Source organism: Streptomyces roseoviridis, from assembly GCF_039535235.1.
GTDB classification, from domain to species: domain Bacteria; phylum Actinomycetota; class Actinomycetes; order Streptomycetales; family Streptomycetaceae; genus Streptomyces; species Streptomyces roseoviridis.
Genome location: NZ_BAAAWU010000001.1, coordinates 2,617,695 through 2,629,945, shown reverse-complemented (window position 1 = coordinate 2,629,945; position 12,251 = coordinate 2,617,695). Strand labels below are relative to the sequence as shown.

Here is a 12,251-nt window from a genome sequence, read left to right as displayed (position 1 = left end):
CTTTGTGAAAACCCGTATCCGCTGTGTAAAGGTCAGGCGTAAGGTCGGGCATATGCGGATTGGGGTTTCCAGGAGATCGTTAGAAACGGTCGGCCCGGCGGAGGGAGAAGTCCGATGAGCGACAGCGGTCCCGTCCTTCCCTGGCTGGTCATTCGGCAGGACGACAACGGCAACCGCTACCGCGTCGGCCGGTACGCGACCGAGGACGAAGCCCAGAAGATCGCCGACAGTCTCCACGCCCGTGGGCGGCACGAGCAGCTCTATGTGGTGGAGCGCATCAGTCAGCCCGCGCTCTGACCCCGGGTCACCGGCCGGCGGCCCCCGCCCGACCACCGGCGGGGACCGCCGGCCGCAGGGCGTCCGCCGCGGGCCGTCGGGCGCGCGCCGACCGGTCGTGGGCCCGCGCCGTCGCCACCCCCTAGGCTCCGGGTATGACCGATCGCACTACCGGCCCTGTCGTGGTCGTCGCCGGGGCCCTCTGTCACCGCGGGCGGCTTCTCGCCGCGCGGCGCAGCGCGCCCGCCGAGCTCGCGGGACGCTGGGAGCTGCCCGGCGGCAAGCTGGAGTCGGGGGAGACTCCCGAGGAGGCCCTGGTCAGGGAGTTGCGCGAGGAACTCGGCATCGAGGCCGAGGTCGGTGAGCGCCTTCCCGGCGAGTGGCCGCTGAAGCCCGGTTACGTCCTGCGGGTGTGGGCCGCCCGGCTGCGCTCCGGCGAGCCGCGACCGCTGGAGGACCACGACGAGCTGCGCTGGCTGGACCGTCACGAGCTGGACTCCGTCGACTGGCTCGACCAGGACCGCCCCGCCGTCGCCGAGGCCGCACGCCTGCTGCCCGCCACCTCCACCGGCACCGCGCTCACCGGCCCGGCCGGTGCCGCACCCGTCGCCTCGGCGGGCGCCGCGCCCACCGGCCCGACGGACGCCGCGACCACCGCCCCGACCGACACTGGAACCGATCCGACCCGCTCCAGCCCGACCGCGGGGCCGTCCGGCGGCGTGCGCCGCTGACCCCTACGCCGTTCGTGCCACCGCGCGCCGACTGGCGCGCCCGGCGCGATATCCCACTCCAAATTTCGGGTATGTCCTGACTAACCCCCCGAAATAGGACGTGGGCCCCGTGATCGACACCGAAGGCGACCGCGCCGAGTGGCACTTCCCCGCGGAGGCCGACGCGGTGCGCACCGCCCGCCACGCGGTGCGGGACACCCTGAGGGCCTGGCAGCTCGACGCGGTGATCGGGGACGTGACCGTCCTGCTGGTCAGCGAGCTGGTCACCAACTCCCTGCGCTATGCCTCCGGGCCCATCGGCGTCCGCCTGCTCCGCCGCGGGCCCGACGGCCCCGGCCCCGGTCAGGGCCCCGCCCTCCTCGTGGAGGTGTCGGATCCGCTTCCGGACGGACCGACCGAACGCCCCGCCGGACCCGACGACGAAGGGGGCCGCGGACTCCAGCTCGTGGCCGGTTCCGCCCGCCGCTGGGGCACCCGAGCGGGACGGACCGGGAAAACCGTGTGGTTCGAGCTGGCCTTGCCTGGTGAGTAAAGAGGGTGGGACGACGATCAGCGGGCCTCGGCCGGAAACGAACGAGACCACCCTGTGATCGTGAACGTCGTGCCGACGGGGGCCATGGTGCTGAATACTGCCGTCATGGCCGGTCCGGTGCGGTGAGCTGGAGGGGACGGTCGCGTGAGCGAGATACCTGAGACGGCGAGCGGTGTCGTGTGGCAGAGCAGCCCGCCCGGATCCATCTATGACTACATCCGGGTCGCCTCCTTTTCGATAGGCCCCGACGGGCTCGTCGACCAGTGGAGCAGGCGCGCCGTCGAGCTCTTCGGAGTCACCGCCGAAGAGGCCAGGGGCAAGGATCCGGTCGAGGCCTTCATGCCCGCCGACCTGCGCGACCGCGGACACCACCGGGTCCGGGAGATCCTCGACGGCAAGGAGTGGACGGGCCTCGTCCCCTTCCACATCCCGGGCGAGGACCGGCGCCAGGGCCTCGCCGAGCTGTACGTGATGCCGAGCGAGACGCAGACCGGGGAACGCGCGGCGCTGTGCATCGTGGTCGACGTGCGGGCCCTGCGCCGCATCGAGACGGACCTCGCCGCCTCGCAGGCCATATTCGGCCAATCCCCCTTCGGCTTTCTCCTCTTCGGCACCGACCTGACCGTGAAGCGCGCCAACCGCCGCTTCGCCACCGTCTTCGGCGGCTCCGCCGACGACCACCGAGGCCGCACCGTCCACGACTACCTCGCCCGGCCCGAGGCGGACCGGATGACCGCCGCGCTGAAGAAGGTCCTGGAGACCGGCGAGTCCGTGGCCGACCTCCAGATCGTCGGCGCCGCACCCGGCTCCAGCGACCGGCGCCACTGGTCGGTCAACCTCTACCGCGTGCACAGCGGCTCCGGCCGCCCGATCGGCGTCGCCGGTCTCGGCATCGACGTCACCCGCCGGCACAACGCCGCCCGCGAGGCCGCCAGCGCCCGCCGCAACCTCGCCCTCCTCAACCAGGCCGGCTCCCGCATAGGAAACTCCCTCGACCTGGAGGCCACCGCCCGCGAACTCCTCGACGTCGCCGTCCCCGGTTTCTGCGACCTCGCCGCCGTCGACCTCTACCAGGGCCTGCTCACCGGTGACGAGGCCCCGCCCGGGCGCTGGGGCAGCTCCCATGACGTCGGCTACGGAGCGGGCAGCGCCGAGCTGCGCCGGGTCGCCGTCGCCAGCGCCGTCGCCGACGCCCCCGTACGCGTCGCAAAACCGCGCAGCAGTACGGAGGACGTGACCCCGGGGGACGGCGCGCCGGAGGCGACGGGGCCGGCCGGCGGGGGGACCGGGCACGGCCGGCACACCGCCCCGCCCGCAGACGTGTGCTGCGACGACGGACCCGTCCAGGTCGGCTCCGTCCACCGCTACCCGTTCAACTCGCCCTGCGCGGGCGCCCTGCGCACCGGCCGCCTGCGCACCGTGCCCGGACCGGACGGCAGCCTCGTCCAGTCCACCCTCGTGGTCCCGATGGTCGCCCACGACACCGTCGTCGGACTCGTCCAGTTCTCCCGGACCAAGGGCAGCGAGCCCTTCGGCGAACGCGACCGCGCGCTCGCCGTCGAACTGGCCTCCCGCGCCGCCGTCTGCATCGACAACGCCCGCCTCTACCGGCGCGAGCACGAGCGGGCCCTCATCCTCCAGCGCAGCCTCCTGCCGCCCGGCGACCCGGAGGCCGCCGGGCTCGACATCGCCTGCCGCTATCTGCCCGGCACCGTCGGCTCCGAGGTCGGCGGCGACTGGTTCGACGTCATCGAACTGCCCGGCCACCGCACCGCCCTCGTCATCGGTGACGTCATGGGCCGCGGCCTGCGGGCCGCCGTCGCCATGGGCGAACTGCGCACCGCCGTGCGCACCCTCGCCCAGCTCGACCTCGAACCCGCCGAGGTGCTGTCCCACCTCGACGAGATCGCCCGCGGCCTCGGCGCCCCCGCCGGGGCCCAGCAGTCCGCCCGCGCCCACCACAAGGCCCGCGGCCCCGAACTGTCCGAGGTCTACCTCGCCACCTGCGTCTACGCCGTCTACGACCCGGTCACCCGCCGCTGCACCTTCGCCAACGCGGGCCACCTGCCGCCCGTGCTCCTCGAACCCGGCGAGGAGGCCCTGCTGCTCGACGTACCCCCCGGGATGCCGCTCGGCGTCGGCGGCGAGCCCTTCGAGGAGGTCGAGGTGGAGCTGCCCGAAGGCGCGCTGCTCGCCCTCTACACCGACGGGCTCGTCGAGTCCCGCGACCATCCCCTCGACGAGGGCCTGAGCGCCTTCCGCAGCGCGCTCGCCAACCCCGGCCGCCCCCTCGAGGACGTCTGCGACCACGTCCTGACCACCCTCGACACCCACCACGGCGAGGACGACATCGCCCTGCTCATGGCCCGGATCCAGGGCCTGCCCAGCGAGGCCGTGGGCGACTGGCGGCTCCCCAGGGAGCCCCGCTCGGTCGGCCGGGCCCGCGAACTGGCCCGGGCCCAGCTCACCGGCTGGGAGCTGGAACCGCTGGTGGACACCGTCGAACTGCTCGTCAGCGAGCTCGTCACCAACGCGCTGCGCTACGGCGAGGGCGAGATCCGGCTGCGGCTGCTGCGCGACCGCACCCTGGTCTGCGAGGTGTGGGACGCCGGGCTCGTCCAGCCACGGCGCCGCCGCGCCAAGGACACCGACGAGGGCGGCCGCGGCCTGCAACTGGTGGGACTGCTCAGCGCCGCCTGGGGCTCGCGCCGCACCCCGCGCGGCAAGACCGTCTGGTTCGAACTGCCCCTGCCGGACGGAGACGGTCTCGCCGAACCGACGGTCGACCAGCTGCTCAGCATGTTCTGAGCAGCGGGCCCGCCCTCCGGCACCGGCCCGCCCTCCGGCACCGGCCCGCTCCCCGGCACCGGCCCGCCGCACCGCCTGACCGGCCCGGCCGGCCGCGCCGGTCAGGCGGCCTTGAGCGCGGCGAGCCGGGCCGCGATCTCCGCCTCGTCGCCGAGGGCGTCCAGCTGCTCGAACTGGGCGTCCAGCGAGGAGGCGGCCAGCTCCTGCTTTCCCATCGCCCTCGCCTCCTCCCGGCGGACCTTGTCCTCGAAGCGGCTCAGCTCGCTCGTCGGGTCCAGGACGTCGACGCTCTTCACCGCGTCCATCATCGTGTTCCGCGCCTGCGCCGACTTGGCTCGCGCGACCAGCTCGTCGCGCTTGGCCTGGAGCTCGCCCAGCTTCCCCTTCATCTGCTCCAGGCCGCTCTTGAGCTTGTCCACCACCTCGGTCTGGGCGGCGATGGCCGGCTCGGCCGTCCTCGCCTCCTTCTCCGACTGGAGCTGCCGGCCCAGCGCGATCTTCGCCAGATGGTCGAAGCGGTCCGCCTCCTCCGCCCGGCCCTCGGCCCTCAGCCCGTCGGCCTTGCGACTCGCGGCCAGGGCCTTCTCGCCCCACTCCCGCGCCGCCGCCACGTCCTCCTGGTGGTCCTGCTCCATCAGCCGCAGATTGCCGATGGTCGCCGCGACCGCCTCCTCCGCCTCCGAGATGTTGCTCGCGTAGTCGCGGATCAGCTGGTCCAGCATCTTCTGCGGATCCTCCGCCTGGTCCAGCAGGGCGTTGATGTTGGCCTTCGCCAGCTGGGCGACGCGGCCGAGGATGGTCTGCTTGCTCATGGACGCTCTCCTTGCGCACAAGACGGGACACGAGTGAAAGAGCGAGGTCAGAAACGACCCCCGCCGCCCAGCCGGCCACGCGTCCCGCCGCCGCCGAAGCTGCCCGGACCGCCGCCGAAGCCGCCGCCCCCGAAACCCCCGCCATGACCACCGAAACCCCCACCACGACCTCCCCCGAACAGTCCGCCGAGGATGATGCCGCCCAGCACGGCTCCACCGAGCCCGCCGCCACCGGCACCTCCCACCCCTGTTACACCGCCCAGGCCGTTCGGGTTCCCATAGGTCCGTACGTCCTGCTCCGCGAGCTCCTGCGCCCGCCGCGCCAGCGCGTCCGCCCGCTGCGCCTCGGCGAGCGCCGACGGCGGATCGTCGGCGGCGAGCCGGCCGGCCCGGTCCAGGCGCCGCTGGGCCTCGGCCAGCCGGGTGCGGGCCTCGGCGCCCACCGCGCCGCGGTGCGTCGTGATGTAGTCGCCGGCCGCTCCGACCGCCGAACGGGCCATCAGGGTCGCCTGGTCGAGCAGCGCACGGGCGCGCCGCACCCCCGACTCGCGCTCCCGCGCGCCCTCCAGCGCCTCGTCGAGCGCCGTGTCCGCCTCCTCGATCCGGCGCAGCGCGTCGATCGGGTCGTGCCGGCCGGAGTCCACCGCCGCCCGCACCGCGGCGAGCACCGCCTCGGCCCGGCCGATCCGGCCCCGCAGATCGGCCGTCGACACCTCCTGCGCGGTGCCCTGGAGCAGCCCGCGGGCGTCGGCCAGGTCCGCCTCGGTCTCCTCGATCGCCCCGGGCAGTCTGCCCGCCGCCTCGGCGAGCTCCCGGGCCCGCCGGTCCACGGCCTCGATGAGCCGGGCCGCCTGGTCGACGGCGCCCTCGGCGGCCCGGATCTGCACGGCCGCGGCGCCGTGGTCGCCCGCGTCGATCCGCTGCCGGGCCTCGTTGACCGTGGCGGTGGCGAACACCAGCCGGTCCTTGGCCTGTTCGACGTCGCCGGCGACCGGGGCCGCCGCGGACTCGGTGTAGCGCTCGCGCAGGGCGGTCAGGGTCGCCTCGGCCGTACCCACCCGGCCGGTCTGCTCCCGGAAGGCGTTCTCCACGGCGGCCAGCGCCTGCGGGGCGTTGCGCTCCAGCGCCCGCAGCCGGTCGAAGCCCTCGGACTCGGCGTCGAGGCGGGCGTTGACGTCCGCGCAGCGCTTCAGGATCTCGTCGAGCATCGCGCGGCGGGTGGCGTCGTCCTCCGGGAACGCGTCGTCGAGCTGCTGCCGCAGCCGGAACGCGGCCGTGAGCTCGCCCTCCGCGTACCGCACCGCCTCGGTGAAGGGACCGGTCGCCTCCTCGCCGAACTGGGCCGTCGCGAAACCCAGTTCCTCCTGGCTGGTGCGCACGGCGTCGTCGGTGGCGACCAGTGCCTGCCGGGCCCGCCCGTCCAGCTCGCCGAGCGAGGGCTGCGCCGGAGCCGCCGGCGCACCCCAGCCCCGGCCGCCGCCGGGGGTGGTCCGGGCGACGGTCCTGCGGCGGCGCCTGACGTACGCGTACGCCGCCACGGCTCCCGCGCCGCCGAGCAGGACGACCGGCACGAGCAGGTCGGTCGCCGTACCGGAGCCGCCCGACGGGCCGCCGCCGGGGTCGGCGGGGCCGGGGGTGATGGCGGGGACGGGGACGGGCTGTCCGGCGAGGACGGCGGTGTAGCCGTTCGCGGCGCCGACGGCCGCGCCCGCCCAGTCGTTCTGCCGCAGCGCGGGTTCGATCGCGGTGCGCGCCACGTCGTCGAGCTGGTCCTGGGTGAGGCGCGCGCCGGGGTCGGCGGAGTAGCCGTACTGCCGGGCGTGGGTGGCGACGGCGAGCAGCACGTCGTCGCGGCCCAGGCCGTTGCGCTCGGCGGTGGCGTCGGCCCAGCCCTGGGCGCCGCGGCCGGAGAAGTCCCGTACGTAGACGACGAAGAGCTGGACCCGCCGGGTGTCGTAGAGCCGTTCCAGGGCCTCGGCCACCGCGGCCCGCCGGTCGCCGAGGGCTCCCACCCGGTCGGTGATCTGCCCCTCGCGGGACAGCTCGACGGGGTCGTCGGCGTGGGCGCCCTGGGCGGCGGGCCCGACCAGCCACCACGCCGCCACCAGCACCGACAGCAGGGCCCGGGTGGCTCTTCGCGTCACGACAGCGAGGCTATGTCCGGGGCGGTGACCGCGCGACCGGGGCCGGGCCGGACGGGCGGGAAGGGCCACGCGACCGGAACCGGCCCGGACGTGCGGGAAGGGCCGGAGGGCGGGGAGAACCGAAGGCGGGAGGAGCCGGAAGGCGGGGAGAGCCGGAGGGTGAGAGGGGCCGGAAGGCGGGGAGAGCCGAAGGACGGAGGACCGGAGAGCCGGAGAGCCGGAGGACCGGAGAGCCGGACGGACCGGCCGTACGGGCGGTACCGGGCTCCCACGGTCCGACGGCCGCCGGTGCGGAAACCATTCTCCACAGGCCCGCGTCACTGTCGGTAGCCGCCGCTACGGTGGTTCCAGTGACAGGACGACCCTCGGGGGGCCCGGGTGAAGGCACGGTGGAAGAGCATGTGGCGGCGAGGACGTCCGCTCGCCCTCGGGCTCGTCCTGCTGCTCGTGGTGCCGGTGCTCGCCGCGGGCACGGCGCTGCGGCTCAACTACACCGGTGAGCTGCGCGAGGGCACGAAGACGCGCGGCAAGGACGCGATCTGGCTCGGGCACGCCTGGGTCGACGGCCGGAAGAAGGACGCCGACCTGACGGCCTTCGCCGCGCGGATCAAGGGCACGGGCATCCGCGACCTGTACGTGCACGCCGGTCCGCTGGAGCACGACGGCACCCTGCCCGCCGACCGCTACCCCCGGGCCCGCTGGCTCGTCGACGGCGTCCACCGCACGATGCCGGGCATACGCGTGCACGCCTGGCTGGGCGACGTCCTCGCCAGTGAGGGCCCCGAAGGTTTGCGCCTGGAGGACGCGGGATCGCGGGCCGCCGTGGTGGCTTCGGCGCGCCAGATCCTCGACGCCGGTTTCGAGGACGTCCACTTCGACCTGGAGCCGCTGCACTCCGACGACCGGCACTATCTGTCCCTGCTCGACGACCTCGGCGCGCTCACCCGGGCGCGCAGGGCCCCGCTGTCGGTCGCCGCGCACCAGATAGACCCGCTGCCGGCCGCCCACACCGCCCTCGGCGTGGTCACCGGCGGCAGCGAGAAGTGGTGGTCGCAGGAGTTCTTCGGCCAGGTCGCCCGCCGCGTCGACCAGATAGCCGTCATGTCGTACGACACCTGGATGCCGCTGGAGGGCCTGTACGGCGGCTATGTCGCCCAGCAGACCAGCCTCGCCCTGGAGGTGACCCCCGAGGGGACGGACCTGCTCATGGGACTGCCGTTCTTCCACGAGGACGACCTCGGCCACCACGAGAACGCCGAGACCGTGGCCGCCGCCGTCCGGGGCGCCCGGCTGGGTCTCGGGCGGACCGACCCCGGCCGGGAGCGCTTCGGACTGGCGCTGTACGTCGACTTCGCGGCCGAGGAGGGCGACTGGGCGGCCTACCGGGAGGGCTGGCACTGACCGGGGCGGCCGTCCGCGGGGCTACGACCGGCGCCGCCGGATCCGGTCGCCCAGCCACACCACCGGGTCGTACTTCCGGTCCACGACCCGCTCCTTCATCGGGATCAGGGCGTTGTCCGTGATCTTGATGTCCTCCGGGCACACCTCCGTGCAGCACTTGGTGATGTTGCAGTAGCCGAGGCCGTGCTCGTCCTGGGCGGTGCGGCTGCGGTCGAGACCAACCTCCTCGGCGGCGTCGAGCGGGTGCATGTCCAGCTCGGCGATCCGCATGAGGAAGCGCGGACCGGCGAAGACGTCCTTGTTCTCCTCGTGGTCACGGACCACGTGGCAGGTGTTCTGGCACAGGAAGCACTCGATGCACTTGCGGAACTCCTGCGAGCGGTCGACGTCCTCCTGCCGCATCCGGTAGTCGCCCGGGGCCAGCCCGGCGGGCGGCACGAAGGCCGGGATCTCGCGCGCCTTCGCGTAGTTGAAGGACACGTCCGTCACCAGGTCGCGGATCACCGGGAAGGCCCGCATGGGGGTCACGGTGACCGTCTCGTCCCGCCCGAAGACCGACATCCGGGTCATGCACAGCAGCCGCGGGCGTCCGTTGATCTCGGCCGAGCAGGACCCGCACTTGCCGGCCTTGCAGTTCCAGCGCACGGCCAGGTCCGGCGCCTGGGTGGCCTGGAGGCGGTGGACGATGTCGAGGACCACCTCGCCGTCGTTCACCTCGACCGTGTAGTCGGTCAGTTCCCCGCCGCCGGCGTCGCCCCGCCAGATGCGGAACCGCGCCTCGTACGTACTCATGACTCCAGCCCCGCTTCCGCCGCGTCCAGCTCCTCCTCGGACAGGTACTTCGCCAGCTCCTCCCTCTCGAACAGGGCGAGCAGATCGGCGCGGACCGGCTCGGTGCGCACCCGCTCCAGCCGCACCCCGCCGCCGCTTCCCCCCTCGTCGACGGTCCGGCACAGCAGGTTCACCGACCGCCAGGCGCGCTCCATCCGGGGGCGGTCCTCCCGGGTGTGCCCGCCTCGGCTCTCCGTCCGCGCAAGGGCCGCCCGGGCCACGCACTCGCCGACCAGGAGCATGTTGCGCAGGTCCAGGGCCAGGTGCCAGCCCGGGTTGAACTGCCGGTGACCCTCGACGGCGAGCCGCCGCGCCCGCTCGCGCAGCCGCGCGATCCGCTCCAGGGCCTCGGCCATCTCGCTCTCCCGCCGGATGATCCCGACCAGGTCGTTCATCGTCTGCTGGAGTTCCTGGTGCAGCGTGTACGGGTTCTCGGCGGCGGCCCCGGACGCCTCGCCGTCGAAGGGGGCCAGCGCCTCCGCCCGCGCCGCCGCCACCGCCTCCTCGCCGGGCTCCGACCGGGCCGCTCCCGCCGCGTACCCGGCGGCGTGCAGTCCGGCCCTGCGCCCGAAGACCAGCAGGTCGGACAGGGAGTTGCCGCCGAGCCGGTTCGAGCCGTGCATGCCGCCGGCGACCTCACCGGCCGCGAAGAGCCCCGGGACACCGACGGTGGCCGCCGTCTCGGAGTCGACGGAGACACCGCCCATCACGTAGTGGCAGGTCGGTCCGACCTCCATCGCCTCCGCCGTGATGTCGACGTCCGCCAGCTCCTTGAACTGGTGGTACATGGACGGCAGGCGGCGCCGGATCACCTCGGCGGGCATCCGGGTCGACACGTCGAGGTAGACCCCGCCGTGCGGGGAGCCGCGGCCCGCCTTGACCTCCGCGTTGATCGCCCGGGCCACCTCGTCGCGGGGCAGCAGCTCGGGCGGGCGGCGGCCCGCGTCCGGGTCGTCGTACCAGCGGTCGGCCTCCTCCTCCGACTGCGCGTACTTCTCCTTGAAGACCTCGGGCACGTAGTCGAACATGAAGCGCCTGCCCTCGGAGTTGCGCAGCACCCCGCCGTCGCCGCGCACCGACTCGGTGACGAGGATGCCCTTCACCGACGGCGGCCAGACCATCCCGGTCGGATGGAACTGCACGAACTCCATGTTCACCAGCGGCGCCCCGGCGAGCAGGGCCAGCGCGTGGCCGTCGCCCGTGTACTCCCAGGAGTTGGAGGTGACCTTGAAGGACTTGCCGATGCCGCCGGTCGCGAGGATCACCGCGGGCGCCTGGAGGACGAAGAAGCGCCCGGACTCCCGCTCGTAGCAGAAGACCCCCGCGACCCTCCCGAAGCCGTCCTTGAGGATCCGGGTGACCGTGCACTCCTGGAAGACCCTGAGACCGCTCTCGTGGTCACCGGTCGTGCGGAAGTCCTCCTGCTGGAGGGAGACGATCTTCTGCTGCAGGGTGCGGATCAGTTCGAGGCCGGTCCGGTCACCGACGTGCGCGAGCCGCGGGTACTCGTGACCGCCGAAGTTGCGCTGGGAGATCCGTCCGTCGGGCGTGCGGTCGAAGAGCGCGCCCCAGGTCTCCAGCTCCCACACCCGCTCGGGGGCCTCCCGGGCGTGCAGTTCGGCCATCCGCCACTGGTTGAGGAACTTCCCGCCGCGCAGGGTGTCGCGGAAGTGGGTCTGCCAGGTGTCGTGCGGGTTGGCGTTGGCCATGGCGGCGGCGATGCCGCCCTCGGCCATCACGGTGTGCGCCTTGCCGAACAGGGACTTGCAGAGGACGGCGGTACGGGCGCCCCGGGCCCGCGCCTCGATCGCCGCCCGCAGCCCGGCGCCTCCGGCGCCGACCACGATCACGTCCCACTGCTGCCGTTCCGTGTCGGTCATCTCAGAAGAACCTCGGGTCGTCGAAGGCGCCGGTGGCGAGCAGGTACACGTACAGGTCGCAGAGCGCGACGCTGATCAGGGAGGCCCAGGCGAGCAGCATGTGACGCCGGTTGAGGTGCCCCGCCCAGGTCCACAGCCGGTAGCGCACCGGATGCTTCGAGAAGTGCCGCAGCCGGCCCCCGACCACGTGCCGGCAGGAGTGGCAGGACAGGGTGTACGCCCAGATCAGCACGATGTTGACGAGGAACACCACCGTCCCGAGCCCGGCGTGCCCCCACGCGTAGGAGGCGTCCCGGAAGGCCAGCGCGGTGTCGTACGTGAGGACTCCGGCGACCGGCAGGGCCAGGTAGAAGAAGTACCGGTGGACGTTCTGCAGGATCAGCGGGAAGCGGGTCTCGCCGCTGTACGCGCGGTGGGGTTCGGCGACCGCGCAGGCGGGCGGGGAGGCCCAGAAGCCCCGGTAGTAGGCCTTGCGGTAGTAGTAGCAGGTCAGCCGGAAGCCGAGCGGGAAGACCAGGATCAGCAGGGCGGGGGACAGGCCCCACCAGCTGCCGAACAGCGCCCAGTTCGGGCCGCCGCGCATGGGCACGCAGTTCTCGGCGAGGCACGGCGAATAGAACGGCGAGACGTAGGGCGCGGCGTAGTAGTGGGCGTTCGCGAAGGCCCGCCAGGTCGAGTAGGCGACGAAGGCGAGCAGTCCGGCGGCGGTGGCGGCGGGTGCCAGCCACCAGCGGTCGGTGCGCAGATGGCGGGCGGCGACGGAGGCGCGCCCCGGGGAGCGCACCCCCGTCGACCGTTCGGAGGGTTCGGTTCCTGTGGCCAACGGGGGGCCTCCT

At 73.7% G+C, this 12,251-nt stretch carries 9 protein-coding genes and 1 pseudogene; 5 read left to right on the top strand and 5 right to left on the bottom strand.

The genetic code is table 11. The annotated features are described in order from the left end of the window. Window positions 1-114: 114 nt before the first annotated feature. From ABD954_RS11630 to ABD954_RS11615, 4 genes and pseudogenes are all read left to right on the top strand, one after another. On the top strand, window positions 115-297 hold the full coding sequence (locus ABD954_RS11630) for an SPOR domain-containing protein (RefSeq protein WP_345485851.1): 183 nt from the start codon (window positions 115-117) through the stop codon (window positions 295-297). 134 nt (window positions 298-431) lie between these two features. Then, window positions 432-836: pseudogene (locus ABD954_RS11625) on the top strand ((deoxy)nucleoside triphosphate pyrophosphohydrolase); the annotation flags it as partial. Window positions 837-1,116: 280 nt separating this feature from the next. Then, window positions 1,117-1,539: an ATP-binding protein gene (locus ABD954_RS11620; protein WP_382745856.1), complete on the top strand. Its 423-nt coding sequence runs from the start codon at window positions 1,117-1,119 to the stop codon at window positions 1,537-1,539. A gap of 144 nt (window positions 1,540-1,683) precedes the next feature. Further along, window positions 1,684-4,347, top strand: coding sequence for a SpoIIE family protein phosphatase (locus ABD954_RS11615; RefSeq protein ID WP_345485849.1), 2,664 nt, complete (start codon window positions 1,684-1,686; stop codon window positions 4,345-4,347). Between the two features lie 101 nt (window positions 4,348-4,448). On the opposite strand, the gene ABD954_RS11610 is transcribed toward ABD954_RS11615, so the two are convergent. Next, on the bottom strand, window positions 4,449-5,159 hold the full coding sequence (locus tag ABD954_RS11610; RefSeq protein ID WP_345485848.1) for a PspA/IM30 family protein: 711 nt from the start codon (window positions 5,157-5,159) through the stop codon (window positions 4,449-4,451). A gap of 47 nt (window positions 5,160-5,206) precedes the next feature. Beyond that, on the bottom strand, window positions 5,207-7,303 hold the full coding sequence (locus ABD954_RS11605) for a TPM domain-containing protein (protein ID WP_345485847.1): 2,097 nt from the start codon (window positions 7,301-7,303) through the stop codon (window positions 5,207-5,209). A gap of 399 nt (window positions 7,304-7,702) precedes the next feature. On the opposite strand from ABD954_RS11605, the gene ABD954_RS11600 reads away from it, so the two are divergent. Then, window positions 7,703-8,704 (top strand): hypothetical protein, encoded by a 1,002-nt coding sequence (locus ABD954_RS11600; protein ID WP_345485845.1) that lies wholly within the window; start codon window positions 7,703-7,705, stop codon window positions 8,702-8,704. Between the two features lie 21 nt (window positions 8,705-8,725). Here ABD954_RS11600 and ABD954_RS11595 read toward each other — a convergent pair whose 3' ends face one another. From ABD954_RS11595 to ABD954_RS11585, 3 genes are read right to left on the bottom strand one after another with little or no spacing between them, the layout of a single operon-like run. Continuing rightward, window positions 8,726-9,496, bottom strand: coding sequence for a succinate dehydrogenase/fumarate reductase iron-sulfur subunit (locus tag ABD954_RS11595; RefSeq protein WP_345485844.1), 771 nt, complete (start codon window positions 9,494-9,496; stop codon window positions 8,726-8,728). Next, the gene (locus tag ABD954_RS11590; RefSeq protein ID WP_345485842.1) at window positions 9,493-11,415 is read right to left on the bottom strand and encodes a fumarate reductase/succinate dehydrogenase flavoprotein subunit; all 1,923 of its coding nucleotides are present in this window, start codon (window positions 11,413-11,415) and stop codon (window positions 9,493-9,495) included. The genes ABD954_RS11595 and ABD954_RS11590 overlap by 4 nt, the downstream gene beginning before the upstream one ends. Window position 11,416: 1 nt before the next feature. Then, the gene (locus ABD954_RS11585; RefSeq protein ID WP_345485841.1) at window positions 11,417-12,238 is read right to left on the bottom strand and encodes a hypothetical protein; all 822 of its coding nucleotides are present in this window, start codon (window positions 12,236-12,238) and stop codon (window positions 11,417-11,419) included. Between the last annotated feature and the right edge of the window lie 13 nt (window positions 12,239-12,251).

What these genes read in the sequence shown, in the direction of transcription:
- ABD954_RS11610 (WP_345485848.1), bottom strand. Translation starts at nt 5,159, where the DNA reads ATGAGCAAGCAGACCATCCTCGGCCGCGTCGCCCAGCTGGCGAAGGCC.
- ABD954_RS11595 (WP_345485844.1), bottom strand. Translation starts at nt 9,496, where the DNA reads ATGAGTACGTACGAGGCGCGGTTCCGCATCTGGCGGGGCGACGCCGGC.
- ABD954_RS11590 (WP_345485842.1), bottom strand. Translation starts at nt 11,415, where the DNA reads ATGACCGACACGGAACGGCAGCAGTGGGACGTGATCGTGGTCGGCGCC.
- ABD954_RS11630 (WP_345485851.1), top strand. Translation starts at nt 115, where the DNA reads ATGAGCGACAGCGGTCCCGTCCTTCCCTGGCTGGTCATTCGGCAGGAC.
- ABD954_RS11600 (WP_345485845.1), top strand. Translation starts at nt 7,703, where the DNA reads ATGTGGCGGCGAGGACGTCCGCTCGCCCTCGGGCTCGTCCTGCTGCTC.